Here is a 17156-nt window from a genome sequence, read left to right as displayed (position 1 = left end):
AGGGGCGATGACCACTCCGGACGAGCGTGCCCGCCAGGGCAAGGCCGCCCGCAAGCGTGCCTCCCGCTCCTCGCACGGGGCGTGGATACCCTCGGCCGACCGCGCCGACCCGGTGGCCGTCCTGGAGCGGCAGGGCGCGGACCGCGTCCAGGAGCTGCTGCCCATCCGGTACGCCCGCATGGCCGCCTCGCCCTTCGCCTTCCTCAGGGGCGCCGCCGCCATCATGGCGGGGGACCTGGCCGTCCAGTGGAACACCGGCCTGACGGTCCAACTCTGCGGCGACGCCCACCTGTTGAACTTCGGCCTGTTCGCCTCCCCGGAACGCACCCTGCTCTTCGACCTCGACGACTTCGACGAGACGTGCCCCGGACCCTTCGAATGGGACGTCAAGCGCCTGGCCGCGAGCATCGCCGTGGCATCCGGCGGCAACGGCCACCCGCGGAGCGGCGCACGGGAGGCGTGCCTCGCGGCGGTGGCGGCGTACCGCACGTCGATGAGACGTCTGGCCGGACTCGGTGAACTGGCCGTCTGGTACGAACGGACGGACGCACACGGCCTGTTGCCCCTCATCCGCTCCGATCGCCACCGCAAGCGCGCGGAGACCACCATGGAGCGTGCCCGCCGCCGTACGAGCCTGCACGCGCTCGGCAAGCTGACCGAAGAGGTGGACGGCGTCCGCCGCATCATCCACGACCCGCCCCTCATCGAACCGGCCGCCGCCACGGACCTCGCGGCGGTGCGCAAGATCTTCGGCGACTACCGCTCCACGCTCTCCGAGGAGCGCAGGCTCCTCCTGGACCGCTATCACTTCGTGGACGCGGCCCGGAAGGTGGTGGGAGTGGGTAGCGTCGGCACCCGCTGCTTCATCGTGCTCCTCGCCGGGCGCGACGCCGGCGACCCGCTCTTCCTGCAGATCAAGGAGGCGGTCCGGTCGGCCGTCGAGGAGCACCTACCGCCGGGACCGTACGTCCACCCCGGCCACCGCGTGGTCGCGGGCCAGCGCCTCCTCCAGGCGGCGAGCGACATCTTCCTCGGCTGGATGACGGGCCCCCAGGGCCGTGCCTTCTACTGGCGTCAGCTGCGCGACATGAAGGGCTCCGCCGACATCGAGACCATGTCCCCCGCGGAACTGAGCTCCTACGCCCGGCTCTGCGGCACGGCCCTGGCCCGCGCCCACGCCCGCTCCGGCGACCGCATCGCCATCGCCGCCTACCTCGGCGGCTCCGACACGTTCGACCGGGCGATCGCGGACTTCGCACTGCGCTACACCGCGCAGAACACCCAGGACCACGCGGCACTGACCGAGGCGATCGCCTCGGGCCTGGTGGACGCGGCCGGTCAGGACGGTGCAGCGCCGCAGGAGTGACCCCTACGGCGCCGCGACGTACCGGGGACGGCTAGCCGATCTGGTCCGGCGTCACCGTCAGCCACCGCTTGTCCGCGGTGACCTTCTGGCCGAGTTCGCGCTGCCGGTCGGCGTTCTTCCGCTTCATCCCGTCCAGCTCCTTCATGTACGAGTCCTTGCGGTTGACCCAGACCCGCGTACCGCCGTGCCGCACGTCCGCCGAGTGGAACAGCATCGGGCCGTCGCTCTTCGGGGTGTCGCCGGCCACCAGGACGGGCTTCTTCCACTCGTCGATGTACGTGCTGATCGCCGCGGGCTTGCCCTGGTACCAGGTCAGCGGCGCCCACAGGTTCGGCGTCAGCTCACGCCCGGCGAGCTTCTTCTCGTCGAAGCGGCCCTCCGCGATCTCCTTGCGGGAGCTGGTGACCTCGCCGGTCTTGCGGTCCTTGAGCTGCAGGCCGACACCGATGACGTTCTCGGGCTTCACGTGGTAGCCGTACTTGGGGTCGGCGAGGACCATGCGTACGAGGTCCTCGCTGGCCGCGCTGACGACGTAGACCTCGATGCCGTGCTTGCGCAGCGACTTGTAGAGCTCCTGCATGCCCGGGAAGAACTCGGGCGTCTTGACCTCGGTCTTCGTCAGCTTCCCGTCCTCGTAGTACTCGGCGGGGATCGGCTTGTCATAGGCGAGGAGTTCGTCGACGTACCCCTTGAGCTCCTTCAGCGTGAAACCGGAGAAGATCTGCGCGGCCCACGGGTAGCAGACCTGGTCGTCGACCTCGCAGAGCCGGTTGTAGTAGCTGTAGAGGCTCTCCTTGTGCTTCGCCGTGTCCTTGAAGGGGATGATCTTCAGCGACGGGTCCATCGACTTGCGGGTCAGCACCCCCTTCATCTCCAGGAAGGGCAGGAGGGACTCCTCCAGGTCGTTGCGGTACGTCGTGTTGTCCGCGTCGAAGACGGCGTACGCGCCCTTGCCCTCGTTCTTCGCGATGACCTTGCCCAGCTTCTTCGCGACCGGCTTGGGCCAGTGCTTCAGCTCGGCCGTGGTCCTCGCGGCGGTCTTGGCCGTCGTGGCGGAGGCGTCCGCGGCCGTCGCGTCCGTGCTCGGCCAGAGCGCCGTCCCCGCGAGGACGGCCGCGGTGAGCGCGCCCGCCGTGCCGATGACGGCCAGCTTGCCCTTTGCCTTTACTGCCATGGTTTTGTGCCCCCTGAGAGCGGTCTGCGCCCCGTCCGGAGCGGCGGGTCATCGTATGGGGTCGGGCGGCGGATTCCCATGATCGACATCACCGGACGGAACGGGCATGGGACGGGCGGGCGGGGGTAGCAGCGTCAGACGCCCGGTCTGCTCGGGACTCTTTTCCCGGGCCTGCTCCGGGCGCTCTTCCGGGCCTGCTCCCGCCTGCCTCGTGGTTCACGCTCCGGCCTGCTTCGGAGCCGTGCCCCTCGCATACTGGGAGGCATGGAGACCGTCTCCCGGGAGTTCGTGCGGGCCGCCCCGCGGCTCGACGGCATGGTGGTGTCCGCCGTCGGCTACCGCACGGAGGGCGAGCGGCCCGGCCTGCACCGCGGTCTGCCCTCCCCGTACCTGACGCTGATCTTCTCGCTGGACGGCCCCGTCGTCACCGGCGGCACCCCCGAGCAGGCGGGCGGCCGTGACGCCGTCCGCACGGACATCGTCCTCGGCGGGCTGCACCAGTCCCCGGCCTACGTCGTACGGCCCGAGCACGAGGCGGGCATCCAGCTCGCCGTCCACCCGCTCGCCGCCCGCGCCCTGCTCGGCGTACCGGCAGCGGAACTGGCCGGTGAGCTCGTGACGCCCGGCGCGGAGGTCATGGGGCGCCGCGCCGCCGACGTACGGGAGCTGCTGTGCGAGCAGGGCACCTGGGAGGAGCGGTTCGCCTCCCTGTCCGGCTACTTGAGGCAGCGCGCGGCCGACGCGTCCAGCGGCTCCGTGCGCCCCGAGGTCACCGAGGCCTGGGCCTGGCTGGCCCGGCACCAGGGGGTGGGCACCCTGCGCGGCCTCTCCCGGCACGTCGCGCTCAGCGAACGCCGGCTGACCACGCTCTTCCGCGCCGAGACGGGCCTGAGCCCCAAGCAGGCGGGCCGCCTGATGCGCTTCCAGCGCGCACGCAACGCCGTCGTGCGCCCCGTCGCGGCGGGCGGCGCCCCCGACCTGGCCCGCGTCGCCGCCGACTGCGGCTACTACGACCACTCCCACCTGGTGCGGGACTTCCGGCAGTACACCGGAGCGAGCCCCAGCGGCTGGCTGGCCGAAGAGTGCCGGAATATCCAAGCCGGGAGCCATGGCGGGAGCGAAGAGTAGGACCCATGAACGCCAACGAGAAGCAGCAACCCCAGACCCAGACCCAGACCTCGTCCCAGCCCACCTCCGCCGGGCGCGCCCCCGATGTGTGGCCGACCCTCCAGGCCCACGACGCCCCCGCCCTGATCGACTTTCTGGTCGGCACGGTCGGCTTCCTGCGCACCGCCGTCTACGAGGACGGCGGCCGCGTGGCCCACGCCGAGCTCGACTGGCCCGAGGGCGGCGCGATCATGCTCGGCTCGTACGACGAGAAGTCCCAGGACTGGTGCCTGAAGCCGGGCACCTTCGGGGCGTACGTCGTCACCGACCGCGTGGACGAGCTCTATCAGCGGCTCAGCACCGCGGGGGTCAAGATCATCCGTGAGATCGAGGACCAGCCGTACGGCAGCCGGGAGTTCGCGATCGCCGATCCCGAGGGCAACAAGTGGTCCTTCGGCACCTACCGCGGCGCACCGAGGCCCGAGCAGCCGTCCTGACCTCGCGTGATAACTTGCGCAAGCCAGTCAAACCCACACCAGGGCCAGGGAATCCGGTGCGAATCCGGAACTGACGCGCAGCGGTGAGGGGGAACGGGCGGGGCCACGGCCACTGGGCGTCCACGGACGCCTGGGAAGGCGCCCCGCCCGGCCGATCCCCGAGTCCGAAGACCTGCTGGCACCTTCGTCCGCACACCGGGCGGCGGAGGTGACGAAGCAGGCCAGGCTCCGCGTATGAGCCGTGAGACTCAAGGGATCTCGTGTCCTCCACAGCCCGTCGTGTACGTATGCCAGCCCGTCGCGTACGTAGGCCCGCCCGTCGTGCACGCGTTCCTGCCCTCCTCCTCGGCATGGCCCTGGCCGTCACGCTGACCTCCTGCGGAGGCCCGTCGGCGACCTCCACCGCATCGAACACGGACAAGAAGGCCGGCGGGTACCCGCTCACCCTCACCTCCTGCGGCAAGAAGGCGGAGATCAAGGCACCGCCGCAGCGGGCCGTCTCCCTCGACCAGGGCTCCACCGAGATCCTGCTCTCCCTCGGCCTCGCCGACCGCATGGCCGGCACCGGCACCTGGACGGACCCGGTGCTCAAGGGCCTGGCGAAGGACAACGCCAAGGTCGAGCGCCTCGCCGACAGCTACCCCTCCTTCGAGAAGGTCCTCGCCCAGGAACCGGACTTCGTCACCGCCTCCTTCCTGGCGACGGTCAGCAAGGGCGGCGTCGCCGACCGCGCCAAGTTCGCCGAACTCGGCGTACCCGCCTATGTCTCGCCCTCCGACTGCGCGGGCAAGGACAACAGCGGCGACGGCGACGGCAGCCGCGTCAAGACGCTCACCATGGACACCGTCTACGGCGAAGTGCGGGACCTGGCCAAGGCCTTCGGGGTCGAGAAGCGCGGCGAGCGCCTGATCGCGGAGCTCAAGGGCCGGGTGGCCAAGGCGACGCGGGACGTCGACGCGTCCGGCGCGAAGATCCTCTACTGGTTCGCCAACTCCGACGCGCCCTACATCGCGGGCTGCTGCGGGGCACCCGGCATCATCACCCGCGAACTGGGTGCGAAGAACGTCTTCGACGACACCCGCGAGGAGTGGCCCCAGATCAACTGGGAGACGGTGGCGGACCGCGACCCGGACGTCCTGGTCATCGGCGACCTCACCCGCAAGTCGCAGACGGCCGAGAGCGCGAAGAAGAAGATCGAGTTCCTGGAGTCCAACCCGGTCACCAAGAACCTGACCGCCGTGAAGAAGAAGCGGTACGTGCTGCTGAGCGGCCAGGCCATGAACCCGACGATCCGTACGGTGGACGGGGTGGAGCAAGTCGCGGACGCGCTGCGCGAGTTCGGGCTCGCCAAGTGATCGGGCTCGCGAAGTGAGGGTTGGCGCCGGTGTCGGCGCCCGTGCCCGTGCCCGTGTCGGTCTCGGTGTCGGCGCCGGCGCCGGTTCCCGTGTCGGCGTCGCGGGCGGTGTACGCCGCGCCCTGCTCTGGGCGGCGGGCCTGGCCGCCCTCGCCCTCTCCGTGGCGGTGGCCGTCACGATCGGCCCCGCCGACATCTCCGTACTGGACGTGTGGTCGGCGGTCGCGGCCCACCTCGGCTGGGGAGAGGCGCGGCTGACACCCATCAGGGACGGCATCGTCTGGAACCTGCGCATGCCGCGCACGCTCCTCGCGGCGGTCTGCGGCGCGGGCCTCGCGGTCTGCGGAACGGTCCTCCAGTCGCTGCTGCGCAACCCGCTCGCCGACCCCTTCGTGCTCGGCGTCTCGTCCGGCGCGTCGACGGGCGCGGTCGCGATCGTCGTCCTGGGGGTCGGCGGGGGAGTGGTGTCGGTCTCGGCGGGCGCCTTCGCCGGGGCTGTCTGCTCCTTCGCGCTGGTCCTGCTCCTCAGCCACACCCTGGGCGGAACCGCCGACAGGGTGGTCCTGTCGGGCGTGGCGGCGATGCAGCTCTTCTCCGCCCTCACCTCGTTCGTGATCCTGACGTCGGGCGACGCGGAGACGACGCGGAGCGTCATGTTCTGGTTGCTCGGCTCGTTGAGCGGGGTGGGCTGGACGGACGTCTGGCTGTGCGCGGCGGTGCTCTTCGCGGCCCTCGCGATCTGTCTGACGCAGGCGCGGACCCTGGACGCGTTCGCGTTCGGCCAGGACGCGGCGGCGACGCTGGGCGTCCACGTGGCCCGCACCCGGCTCCTGCTGCTCTCCGTCACGGCCCTCCTGACGGCGGCGCTGGTCAGCAGCGCGGGCGCCATCGGCTTCGTGGGCCTGGTCCTGCCGCACGCGGCCCGAGCGCTCGTCGGCTCCGGTCACGCACGGTTGCTCCCGGTCACGGCGATCGCGGGCGCCGTGTTCCTGGTGTGGGTGGACACGCTGGCCCGCACGGTCCTCGACCCGCAGGAGGTTCCCGTGGGGGTGGTGACGTCCCTGATCGGCGTCCCGGCGTTCGTCCTTGTCCTCTATCGCACGCGGAGGACGACATGAGCGCGGCCGGTTCCGGCCTACGAGCGGACAGAGTCACCAGAACGGCAGCGGGCCGCCTGATAGTCGACGGAGTGACGCTGTCCCCGCCCCCCGGGGCGACGGTCGGTCTCCTGGGCCCCAACGGATCGGGAAAAACAACCCTCCTCCGCATCCTGGCGGGCGTCCTGGCCCCAACGTCGGGAGTGGTCACGCTGGACGGCGATCCGCTGCGTGAGGTGGGCCGCCGCACGGTGGCACGCAGGGTGGCGGTGGTGGACCAGGAGGCCACGACGCAGGTGGAGCTGTCGGTGGGGGAAGTGGTACGCCTGGGCCGCATCCCGCACCGCAGGGCATGGTCCCCGTCCACGCCGGAGGACGAAGAGGCGGTACGGGAGGCCCTGACCCGCACGGGCCTGTCCGACAGGGCGGCCCAGTCCTGGCACACGCTCTCGGGCGGCGAACGCCAACGGGTCCAGATAGCAAGGGCGTTGGCCCAGAAGCCCAGGGAACTGCTCCTCGACGAACCCACCAACCACCTGGACGTCCAGCACCAGCTCGACCTCCTCTCCCTGGTGTCGGACCTCCCCCTGACCAGCGTGATCGCCCTGCACGACCTGAACCTGGCGGCGATGTTCTGCGACCACGTACTGGTCCTGCGCGAGGGAGCGGCGTACGCGTCGGGCACACCGGCGGAAGTGATCACGGAGGAACTGATCGCGAAGGTGTACGGGGTACGGGCGGTGGTGACGCCGGGGGAGGCGGACGTGGACGGACGCCCGTGGATCCGCTTCCTGCGCACGTAGGGTGACTTCACCTTCACCTTCACCTTCACCTGGGCACATCGTGAGGTGCCGGTGGCGTGCCCCGCGATCGCACATGGCGGCGCGCGCCGCAGCTTGGCGTCAGGGTCCCGCAACAGGGCTGCGGCGGAGGCCAGTTGGGTTACCCCGCCGCTGCGGCGGAGGCCGTTGGGTTACCCCCCGCCCTCCCTGCGAGGTCAGTGCCGGCGGCCCTGTGTGATCTGCTCGGCCCGGCGCCGGAGTTTGGCGTCGGGGTCGTCCAATAGGGCCGCAGCGGCGGCCAGTTGAGCTGCTCCACCCTGTGCGCAGAGCAGCCGGAAGGCGGCGACGCGGGTGTGCCGGGGCCGCTCCGGCCCGATACGCGCCGTCAACCACTCCGTGGGCAGTTGCCGCGCGCTGGAGAGCAGCGCGACGGAGGCCTCGCGGGCAACGGCGGGCGCGGGATCGTCCAGGAGCGCCCGCAACCGCTCGGTGCCCGCCACGTCGAGCAGCCGCAGCCCGGCCACGGCACGTGCCCGGACCGCAGGCACCGCGTGTGCGAGGAGCGGCAGGAGCAGTGCGGCATCCGTGCGGCTCCCGCACTCCGCCAGACCGATGGCCGCGCCGGGCGGCAACGCGGCGTCGCCGGGGTCGGCGCACCACTCCTGATAAACGGGCAGCGGATCGGCCCCGCCCTGCCGCAGGACGTAACGGGCACAGGCCCGCACGAGCGCCGAACGGTCCGCGAGGAACGCACGCGCCGCCTCCGCCCGCCCCACACGCCGCAGGGCGGTGACACCGGCGGAGCGGACGCGGGGGTTGCGCGCCCCGAGGAGGACCGAGACGACATCGAGGTACGCCCCAGTACCAGTACCAGTACCAGTTCCCGCACCCGATCCCCCACCCTCTCCGATGCCCGCGAGGGCGGCGTCGGCGCAGAGGTTCTGCACGACGACGTCGCTGTCGAGGGCGGCGGTACGGGCCAGTTGCCCGGTGGGAAGAACGTGCTCGTCGACGGCGATGCGACAGGCGAAGCGGCGTACGACGGGATCCGCATGACCGAGCAACGCCACGAGCCGCTCACCCGCCACCCCGCTCACGCCGTCCCGCAACAGCTCGACGCCGAAGACCCCACGCTCCCGGCGTCCCACGCGCAACAGCACGGGCGCGAGGGCGGCCAGCTCCGCGGCATCGAGCCGGGGCAGCATGGCCCGCAGCAGACGGCGCGCGACCTCCCGTACGGGCGCGGCCCAGTCGGAACAGCGAATGACGACGAGCGGCAACAGCTCCGGATACCCCGAGACCTGCCGCAACGCGGCTTGCCGCACCCTGCCGTCGTAGCTGCAAAGATCAAGGGCGACCCGACCCGCACCAGCCCCCAACTCGTCCCATCGCAAGGACATCCCACGTACGTCGGCATCGAACGCGATCCAGGCGGCAGGATCCGACACATCGAGCATGTCCCGCAGGGAAGCCCCGCGGACAGCTCGCACGAGCCCAGCACCCTCGCCCCCACCGAACCAACTCATCACTGCCGCACCCCCCACTCGTCCCGCCCACCGCCCACCGTGACGGCGATGGTAGGACGAGGCACAGACACGAGTCGCCCGATATACGACCTGCCCACCGGCGCCGAGGGCCCGAAAACCCCATGACGACGCGCACTCCGAACTGCTGAAATAGACCACTATTGCCGCACCAAGTCCGCGGACCGCCGATGGTGAAGCCGACCTGCAGGCCAGGATGGAGCTGAACCTGGCGGAGCACGCCGGCCATCTCCACCGGCGCCTGGCAGGCGCGACGATCATCGAGGCGGACGACCTCCTGGTGGCAGACAGCGGGCTGCACGACGACACGTTCAACATCGTCGCGGCGGCCCGCTTCACCGAGGACTCCGCCCCGCGACGCGTCACGGAGACCGTCCGGCAACTGGCCACCACGGGCCGCCCGTTCTCCTGGTGGGTCGGCCCCGCGTCGACGCCGCCAAACCTGGGCGCACACCTGGAGGCCACCGGCATCGTGCCATCGGAGACGGAGGCCGGGATGTGGAAGGACCTGCGCGGCACGCTGCCGCCGCCCCCGCAGCCCGACGGCCTGGTCATCCGCCGGGTGACAAGCCGCGAGCACCTCGCCGACTACGCGACACTGCTGGCCGCGAACTGGGACCCGGCGTCCGCCACGGTCCGCCAGTTCTACGCCGAGACGGCGGACCAGGCTCTCGCCGCCGACTGCCCGGCGCACTTCCTGATCGGCTACGCGGACGGCCTGCCGGTCTGCACCGCGGAGGTCTTCTTCCACGCGGGCGTGGCCGGCATCTACAACATCTCCACCCTCAAGAATCACCGCCGACGAGGCTACGGCGCCGCCATCACCCACACGACGCTGCGCACCGCACGCGACGCGGGCCACCAGACAGCGGTCCTACAGGCATCCCCGGAGGGCGAGCCGGTCTACCGCAGCCTGGGCTTCACCCCATGCGGCCACTTCACCGAGTACGCCATCGGCACGTGACCCGAAAAGGCCGTCGGCCGTGCCTCCCGGAAGGGGAGAGCACGGCCGACGGCCCACAAACGAACGGCCCAGGCGAGCGGAAACTCGCTCTGACCTGCGGCGTTCTTAAATGTCGAAGTACAGCTCGAACTCGTGCGGGTGCGGACGCAGCTGGATCGGGGCGATTTCGTTCGTGCGCTTGTAGTCGATCCACGTCTCGATCAGGTCGGGGGTGAAGACACCGCCGGCCAGGAGGTACTCGTGGTCCGCCTCGAGGGCGTCGAGGACCGCCGGGAGGGAGGTCGGGACCTGGGCGACGCCCGCGTGCTCCTCGGGGGCCAGCTCGTAGAGGTCCTTGTCGATCGGCTCCGGCGGCTCGATCTTGTTCTTGACGCCGTCAAGGCCGGCCATCAGGAGCGCCGAGAACGCCAGGTACGGGTTCGAGGACGGGTCCGGCGCGCGGAACTCGACGCGCTTGGCCTTGGGGTTCGAGCCGGTGATCGGGATACGCATGGCAGCCGAGCGGTTGCGCTGCGAGTACACCATGTTGACCGGAGCCTCGAAGCCCGGGACCAGGCGGTGGTAGGAGTTCACCGTCGGGTTCGTGAAGGCGAGGAGCGAGGGGGCGTGCTTGAGGATGCCGCCGATGTAGTAGCGGGCGGTGTCCGAGAGGCCCGCGTAACCCTGCTCGTCGTAGAAGAGCGGGTCGCCGTTCGCCCACAGCGACTGGTGCACGTGCATGCCCGAGCCGTTGTCACCGAAGATCGGCTTCGGCATGAAGGTCGCGGTCTTCTCGTTGCGCCAGGCGACGTTCTTCACGATGTACTTGAAGAGCATCAGGTCGTCGGCCGCGGCGAGCAGCGTGTTGAACTTGTAGTTGATCTCCGCCTGGCCGGCCGTGCCGACCTCGTGGTGCTGGCGCTCGACCTGGAGGCCGTTCTTGTCCAGCTCCAGGGAGATCTCCGCGCGGAGGTCCGCGAAGTGGTCCACCGGCGGGGCCGGGAAGTAGCCGCCCTTGTAGCGGACCTTGTAGCCACGGTTGTTCTCGACCGCACCGGTGTTCCAGGCGCCTGCCTCGGAGTCGATGTGGTAGAAGCTCTCGTTCGCCGACGTCTGGAAGCGGACGTTGTCGAAGACGTAGAACTCCGCCTCGGGGCCGAAGTACGCGGTGTCCGCGATGCCGGTGGACGCGAGGTAGGCCTCGGCCTTCTTGGCGATGTTGCGCGGGTCACGGCTGTACTGCTCGCCCGTGATCGGGTCGTGGATGAAGAAGTTGATGTTGATGGTCTTGTCGCGGCGGAAGGGATCGACCCGGGCGGTCGACAGGTCCGCGCGCAGCGCCATGTCGGACTCGTGGATGGCCTGGAAGCCGCGGATCGACGATCCGTCGAACGCCAGCTCCTCGTCAGGGTCGAACGCCGCTGCCGGGATCGTGAAGTGCTGCATCACTCCGGGCAGGTCGCAGAACCGGACATCTACGAACTTCACATCCTCGTCCGCGATGAACTTCTTTGCGTCGTCGGCGTTCTGGAACATCCAACTCCTCCTACTCCCGACCCCCAGGCGGGGACGGGGTTGTAGCTCGTTGTGCGGCCAGTGCGGTGGCACACGCTGGGACCCGACCATAGGGACGGGGGATTTCTCAAGCATGACCCATTTGTTTCGCGGAAGTTAACCGAGCCGGGTTCACGCCGGGTGTCATTCGCCCTACCCCGACCGTCCTCGTACGAAAACGGGCGCAGTACCGTGGACGGGTGGACAACAGGCAAGTAATCGGATCGTGGCTCTCCGGACCTCGTGCGGCGGCAGAGGACGCGGGCGTCGACTTCGGGTACCGGGGCGAGCAGCTCGGCCTGCCGGAGGAGGGGCCGGGATCGATCGCGCGGCCCGGGCGGCGCATGGGCGCCATCGCCGTCGACTGGGCCCTGTGCATGCTCATCGCATACGGCCTGTTCGCTCGCGGTGACCAGCAGGCGATGGGCAACTGGGCGCTGGGCATCTTCTTCGTCATGACCGTCCTGACGGTCGGCACGGTCGGCTGCACCCCCGGCAAGGCCCTCTTCAGGCTGCGTGTCATCGCCGAGGGCGGCGGACGGCTCGGCATCGGCCGCGTCCTCGTCCGCAGCGTGCTGCTCTGCGTCGCCGTCCCGGCCCTGATCTGGGACCGCGACGGCCGCGGCCTGCACGACCGCCTCGGCCGCGCCGTCCAGGTGCGGATCTAGCAGTTCAGCCACAGAGCAAGCCGCAGCGCATGAGTGCATGAGCGCGGGTACGACGAAAGGCCCCGGAACCGATCGGTTCCGGGGCCTTTCGTCGACGTAGGGAAAAGCAGGGGAAGGACAGGGGAGAGGTCAGCGCATCTTCGGGCCGCCGCGCGGCATGCGAGCGCCCTTCGGCATGGGCCCCTTCGGCAACGGCATGTTGCTCATGAGGTCCCCCATAGCGCGCAGCCGGTCGTTGGTCGCCGTGACCTGCGGGCCCTGGAGGACGCGGGGCAGCTTCAGAAGCGTCGTACGCAGCTTCTTCAGCGGGACCTGGCCCTCGCCGGTGCCGACGATGACGTCATGCACCGGGACGTCGGAGACGACGCGGGCCATGCGCTTCTTCTCGGCGGCCAGCAGGCTCTTCACCCGGTTCGGGTTGCCCTCGGCGACGAGCACGATGCCGGCCTTGCCGACCGTGCGGTGCACGACGTCCTGGCTGCGGTTCATCGCCACCGCCGGAGTCGTCGTCCAGCCACGGCCGATCTTGTCGAGCACCGCGGCCGCCGCACCGGGCTGGCCCTCCATCTGCCCGAAGGCCGCACGCTCCGCCCTGCGCCCGAAGACGATCGCCATCGCGAGGAAGGCGAGCACAAAGCCGAGAATGCCGAGATAGATCGGGTGACCGATCAAGAAGCCGATCGCGAGGAGGACACCGAAGGTGACGATCCCCACAGCCGCGATGACAAGCCCGATCCGCGGATCGGCCTTGCGGGTCATCTTGTAGGTCAGGGCAATCTGCTTGAGTCGCCCGGGGTTCGCGGCGTCCGCCGCGGTTTCCTTCCTCGCCATGTCGTGAAGTCTACGTGCCCCTGGAGGTGACTACGACGTGCGGGTTGGCATCGCCCCTTCGAGCACACTCAGCGCCTCGGCCCGGTCCTTGGCGCGACGCCGGTCGTCGAGCACGGACGTCCAGGCGTTGCGGCGAGCGGTGCGCTGGCCGCTGCTCATGAGAAGCGACTCGACGGCGCGCAGTGCGTCGGTGACGGACGGGATGGCGGTGGCGCGTACGGGCGCGGCCTGCATGGTGGGGCCCTCCTGAGCGGCTATGGGTAGGGCTGTACGTGGGGTAATTCCAGGGTCACTGATTGGTGTTACCAGGGCGTGACCGACCGGTCAAACACGGATGAAGCCTTGACGCCGGGCCTCGAAACATTGACGCGGCCTCTACGGTCCCCCTCACCTGCGGGGACCGTAGAGGCCGCGTCATCTCGGCCACTACTCATCAGTAGTCGTTTGTGCGCCGATTCACACAGTCGGGCTTTCGCCCGCGGTCAGACCGCCTGCGAGGCGACATACGCCCCGCGCTTCTCGATCGCCATCTGGTAGAGACGGCCGGCGCGGTACGAGGAGCGGACCAGCGGGCCGGACATGACGCCGGAGAAGCCGATCTCCTCGGCCTCCTCCTTCAGCTCCACGAACTCCTGCGGCTTGGCCCAGCGCTCCACGGGGTGGTGGCGCGGCGTCGGGCGCAGGTACTGCGTGATCGTGATGAGCTCGCAGCCCGCGTCGTGCAGCGCGTGCAGCGCCTCGCTGATCTCCTCGCGCTCCTCACCCATGCCGAGGATGAGGTTCGACTTGGTGACCAGACCGGCCTCACGGGCGCGGGTGATGACCTCGAGCGAACGCTCGAAACGGAAGCCGGGGCGGATCCGCTTGAAGATGCGCGGCACCGTCTCCACGTTGTGCCCGAGGACCTCGGGGCGCGAGGAGAAGACCTCGGCCAGCTGGTCGGGGTCCGCGTTGAAGTCGGGGATGAGCAGCTCGACCTTGGTCTTGCCCTCGGCGCGCTCCGCCGTCATCGCGTGGATCTGGCGCACGGTCTCCGCGTACAGCCAGGCGCCGCCGTCGTCCAGGTCGTCGCGGGCGACGCCGGTGATCGTGGCGTAGTTCAGGTCCATCGTGACGACGGACTCACCCACGCGGCGCGGCTCGTCGCGGTCGAGCGCCTGCGGCTTGCCCGTGTCGATCTGGCAGAAGTCGCAGCGCCGTGTGCACTGGTCACCGCCGATGAGGAACGTGGCCTCGCGGTCTTCCCAGCACTCGTAGATGTTGGGACAGCCCGCCTCCTGGCAGACCGTGTGCAGGCCCTCGCTCTTCACGAGGTTCTGCATCTTCGTGTACTCGGGGCCCATTTTCGCCCGGGTCTTGATCCACTCGGGCTTGCGCTCGATCGGGGTCTGGGCGTTCCGGACCTCAAGGCGCAGCATCTTGCGTCCGTCGGGTGCGACTGCGGACACATCGGCTCCCTGTAGCTTCGATTCTTCGGCGCACACCAGGGTACGCCCGTGATGTCGTTGGGCTTACGTTCGGCCAACCTCTGGCCCACGGGGTGCATTCCCCGCGGCCCGAGCTGTCTAGGCGGTCGCCTTCTCGGCCACCGGGTTCTCAACCGTCTCCTGGGCCGTCTTCTCAGCCGCGTTCCCGGGGATCTCAGCCGTGTTCCGGGGGCTCCCGGCCGCATTGCCGGGGGTCTCCGCCTTCTCGACGAGCCGCGGCTTGAGCTCCGCGTTCTCCAGGACCTCCCGCAGATGCTTCTCGGCGACGGGCAGCACGTCGGCGATCGTGACCTCGCGGCCCAGTTCGTACGAGATGGACGTCACACCGGCGTCGCGGATGCCACACGGGATGATCTTGTCGAACCAGGTGTTGTCCGGGTTCACGTTCAGTGCGAAGCCGTGCATCGTGACGCCCTTGGCGACGCGGATGCCGATGGCCGCGATCTTGCGGTCCTCACGGCGCTGGCCCGCGTTGGACGGGGCGTACTCCGGGCCGTTGAACCGGGCGTCGAACTCGTCGTCCTGGAGCCGGGGGTCGAAGTCGAGGTCCAGGCCGCCGAGCGCCGGACGCTGCTCTGCGTCCTGACGGGGGTCACCCAGAACCCATACGCCACTGCGGCCCTCGACGCGGCTCGTCTCCAGGCCGAACTCCGCACACGTACGGATAAGTGCCTCTTCCAGGCGGCGTACGTGTGCTACGACGTCCACCGGGCGCGGCAGCTTCTGGATCGGGTAGCCCACGAGCTGTCCCGGGCCGTGCCAGGTGATCTTGCCGCCGCGGTCCACGTCCACAACAGGCGTGCCGTCCAGGGGGCGCTCGCTGTCCGCCGTGCGGCGGCCCGCGGTGTACACCGGCGGGTGCTCGAGCAGCAGACACGTGTCCGGGAGTTCGTCGGCGAAGCGGGCGGCGTGCACGCGGCGCTGCTCGTCCCAGGCCTCCTGGTACTCGACCGAATCCGGGCCGAAGCCAAGACGGACGAACTGAAACTCACTCACGGCAAGTGCCTCCCTAGAACCTGCACCGTGCACATATCGCGCCCCCAGCCACTGTACGGGCAGCGGATTCTCGTCAGTCGTCCGGTCAATCCTCACACGATCGGATGAATGCGGGTCGAAGGCCGCGATGAGGGCGGTGAGGGCCGTTACATTCACGCCGTTCACGGAGCCATAAGGGCTGCTCAAGGCAACGCCCGAAAGGCAGGAGACCGCACAGCTGATGACGGAACGACCTCCGCAGCGCACCCCCAACCGCCAGCTAGCCGCGCTTATCTCAGAAGCCGGGTTCTCCAATGCGGGGCTCGCGCGCCGCGTCGATCAGCTGGGCCTCGAGCACGGTCTCGATCTGCGGTACGACAAGACCTCGGTGACCCGCTGGTTGCGCGGGCAGCAGCCGCGTGGCACCACCCCCGCCCTCATCGCCGAGGTCTTCACACGGCGATTGGGGCGCCGCCTCTCCGCACAGGATCTGGGGCTCGACGCCTGCGCTCCGGTGTACGCGGGGCTCGAATTCGCGGCGAGCCCCGAAGAGGCGATCGACATCGTCGGCGGACTCTGGCGCAAGGACTCCGGGAGCCACGCCGAACTGCGGAAGATCGCGTTCACCCCTGCGGGCCTCGTCGTCCCCAGCAGGGACTGGCTGATCGGCCGCGCCGACGACCGGGTGAGCCGCGGTGACTACGCGCCGAGCGCCCGCGTGCCCACCCAGGGCAGGCCCGCCATACCGCGTCAGCGCAAGGAGCCCGAGCGGGGCGTCGGAGCCAAGGTGACCAGCGGCGACATCTCCGCCCTGCGCTCCGTCGGCGAACTCTTCCGGGCGCTCGATCACGCGTACGGCGGCGGGCACGCCCGGCAGGCGCTCGTGCGCTATCTGGAGCACGAGGCCGAGCCGATGCTGCGCGGCACGTACGGAGAGCAGGCCGGGCGGCGGCTCTTCGCGGCCGCCGCCGACCTCACCCGGCTCGCGGGCTGGACGTCGTACGACATCGCGGCGCACGGCCTGGCCCAGCGCTACTACGTCCAGGCGCTGCGGCTCTCGCAGGCGGCCGGCGACCGCGCGTACGGCTCGTACGTCCTGGTCACGATGAGCCGCCAGGCCGTCTATCTCGGGCACGGCAGAGAGGCCGTACAGCTGGCGCGGGTGGCCCAGCAGGGCGTCGGGTCGTCGGCTCCGCCCGTCGTGCAGGCCCTGCTGCACTCGGTCGAGGCACGTGGTCACGGGGTGCTCGGCGAGGTGCGGGCGTGCACGGCGTCGATGGTGCGGGCCGAGCGCGCCCTGGAGACCTCACGTCCGGGGGACGAAGTCCCCTACTGGGCGCGGTTCTTCGACGAGGCGCAGCTCGCGGACGAGTTCGGGCACTGCCACCGGGACCTCCAGCAGTACCGCGTGGCCGCCCAGCACGCGGAGCGCTCGCTCCAGCTGCGCGCCCCCGGGTACGCCCGCAGCCGCCTCTTCTGCCGGATCGTCCTCGCCACCTCACGCCTGGGCCTCGGCGAACTGGAGCAGGCCTGCCAGCTCGGCGCGGAGGCGGCACAGGCCGCGGGGGAGATGCGGTCGGTGCGAGCGGTCGAGTACGTACGCGATTTCGAGCGGCGGCTCGAGCCGTACCGCGACGCGGCGGCGGTGCGCGGATATCGCGACCGGGTGGCTGCCCTGGGGTGACGCCAGGGCGGCAGGCAAGGAGAGCGCAGGTAAGGGGCGGAGCTGCGCAGCCCCGCCCCTTACACGGTCTCTGCGTACATGGCTTGAGCGGGC

At 70.2% G+C, this 17156-nt stretch carries 16 protein-coding genes and 1 riboswitch; of the genes, 9 read left to right on the top strand and 7 right to left on the bottom strand.

Annotation, left to right across the window (positions count from 1 at the left end):
- Positions 1-7: 7 nt before the first annotated feature.
- Positions 8-1366, top strand: coding sequence for a DUF2252 domain-containing protein (locus AB0E78_RS02460; RefSeq protein WP_361827158.1), 1359 nt, complete (start codon positions 8-10; stop codon positions 1364-1366).
- A 31-nt stretch (positions 1367-1397) separates the two neighbouring features.
- On the opposite strand, the gene AB0E78_RS02455 is transcribed toward AB0E78_RS02460, so the two are convergent.
- Entirely contained in the window at positions 1398-2540 is a 1143-nt protein-coding gene (locus AB0E78_RS02455; RefSeq protein WP_361827155.1) for an HAD family hydrolase, read from the bottom strand.
- Between the two features lie 264 nt (positions 2541-2804).
- Between AB0E78_RS02455 and AB0E78_RS02450 the strand changes: the two genes are divergently transcribed.
- The 5 genes from AB0E78_RS02450 (at position 2805) to AB0E78_RS02430 (ending at position 7398) form a co-directional block, all read left to right on the top strand.
- On the top strand, positions 2805-3668 hold the full coding sequence (locus tag AB0E78_RS02450) for a helix-turn-helix domain-containing protein (protein WP_361827153.1): 864 nt from the start codon (positions 2805-2807) through the stop codon (positions 3666-3668).
- 5 nt (positions 3669-3673) lie between these two features.
- Positions 3674-4144: a VOC family protein gene (locus AB0E78_RS02445; protein ID WP_361827150.1), complete on the top strand. Its 471-nt coding sequence runs from the start codon at positions 3674-3676 to the stop codon at positions 4142-4144.
- 7 nt (positions 4145-4151) lie between these two features.
- Positions 4152-4339, top strand: a riboswitch (cobalamin riboswitch).
- 92 nt (positions 4340-4431) lie between these two features.
- Positions 4432-5499 (top strand): ABC transporter substrate-binding protein, encoded by a 1068-nt coding sequence (locus AB0E78_RS02440; protein ID WP_361827147.1) that lies wholly within the window; start codon positions 4432-4434, stop codon positions 5497-5499.
- A gap of 121 nt (positions 5500-5620) precedes the next feature.
- The gene (locus tag AB0E78_RS02435; protein ID WP_361828477.1) at positions 5621-6616 is read left to right on the top strand and encodes an iron chelate uptake ABC transporter family permease subunit; all 996 of its coding nucleotides are present in this window, start codon (positions 5621-5623) and stop codon (positions 6614-6616) included.
- Positions 6613-7398, top strand: coding sequence for an ABC transporter ATP-binding protein (locus AB0E78_RS02430; RefSeq protein WP_361827145.1), 786 nt, complete (start codon positions 6613-6615; stop codon positions 7396-7398). The genes AB0E78_RS02435 and AB0E78_RS02430 overlap by 4 nt, the downstream gene beginning before the upstream one ends.
- Positions 7399-7592: 194 nt before the next feature.
- Here the strand turns inward: AB0E78_RS02430 and AB0E78_RS02425 are convergent, their stop codons facing one another.
- Positions 7593-8834: a hypothetical protein gene (locus AB0E78_RS02425; RefSeq protein WP_361827142.1), complete on the bottom strand. Its 1242-nt coding sequence runs from the start codon at positions 8832-8834 to the stop codon at positions 7593-7595.
- Positions 8835-9117: 283 nt separating this feature from the next.
- Here AB0E78_RS02425 and AB0E78_RS02420 point away from each other — a divergent pair, with 283 nt between their 5' ends.
- Positions 9118-9885, top strand: coding sequence for a GNAT family N-acetyltransferase (locus AB0E78_RS02420; RefSeq protein WP_361827140.1), 768 nt, complete (start codon positions 9118-9120; stop codon positions 9883-9885).
- A 105-nt stretch (positions 9886-9990) separates the two neighbouring features.
- Here AB0E78_RS02420 and glnA read toward each other — a convergent pair whose 3' ends face one another.
- Entirely contained in the window at positions 9991-11400 is a 1410-nt protein-coding gene (gene glnA, locus AB0E78_RS02415) for a type I glutamate--ammonia ligase (RefSeq protein ID WP_249590316.1), read from the bottom strand.
- Between the two features lie 218 nt (positions 11401-11618).
- On the opposite strand from glnA, the gene AB0E78_RS02410 reads away from it, so the two are divergent.
- Entirely contained in the window at positions 11619-12086 is a 468-nt protein-coding gene (locus tag AB0E78_RS02410; protein ID WP_361827137.1) for an RDD family protein, read from the top strand.
- A gap of 129 nt (positions 12087-12215) precedes the next feature.
- Here the strand turns inward: AB0E78_RS02410 and AB0E78_RS02405 are convergent, their stop codons facing one another.
- From AB0E78_RS02405 to lipB, 4 genes are all read right to left on the bottom strand, one after another.
- Positions 12216-12917, bottom strand: coding sequence for a DUF4191 domain-containing protein (locus tag AB0E78_RS02405; protein WP_361827135.1), 702 nt, complete (start codon positions 12915-12917; stop codon positions 12216-12218).
- 30 nt (positions 12918-12947) lie between these two features.
- On the bottom strand, positions 12948-13151 hold the full coding sequence (locus tag AB0E78_RS02400) for a hypothetical protein (protein WP_361827132.1): 204 nt from the start codon (positions 13149-13151) through the stop codon (positions 12948-12950).
- A gap of 248 nt (positions 13152-13399) precedes the next feature.
- Positions 13400-14365 carry a lipoyl synthase gene (locus AB0E78_RS02395; RefSeq protein WP_160504647.1) on the bottom strand — a complete coding sequence of 322 codons (966 nt, stop codon included), beginning with the start codon at positions 14363-14365 and terminating at the stop codon, positions 13400-13402.
- A gap of 117 nt (positions 14366-14482) precedes the next feature.
- The gene (gene lipB / locus AB0E78_RS02390; protein ID WP_361827127.1) at positions 14483-15400 is read right to left on the bottom strand and encodes a lipoyl(octanoyl) transferase LipB; all 918 of its coding nucleotides are present in this window, start codon (positions 15398-15400) and stop codon (positions 14483-14485) included.
- Positions 15401-15620: 220 nt separating this feature from the next.
- Here lipB and AB0E78_RS02385 point away from each other — a divergent pair, with 220 nt between their 5' ends.
- Positions 15621-17063, top strand: a complete 1443-nt coding sequence (locus AB0E78_RS02385) for a regulator (RefSeq protein WP_361827125.1) — start codon at positions 15621-15623, stop codon at positions 17061-17063.
- The last annotated feature ends 93 nt before the right edge of the window (positions 17064-17156 follow it).

It is taken from the genome of Streptomyces sp. NPDC032198 (genome assembly GCF_040636975.1).
GTDB lineage: Bacteria > Actinomycetota > Actinomycetes > Streptomycetales > Streptomycetaceae > Streptomyces.
The sequence above is the reverse complement of the archived record's forward strand: the minus strand, read 5'-3'. Positions and strand labels throughout refer to the sequence as shown.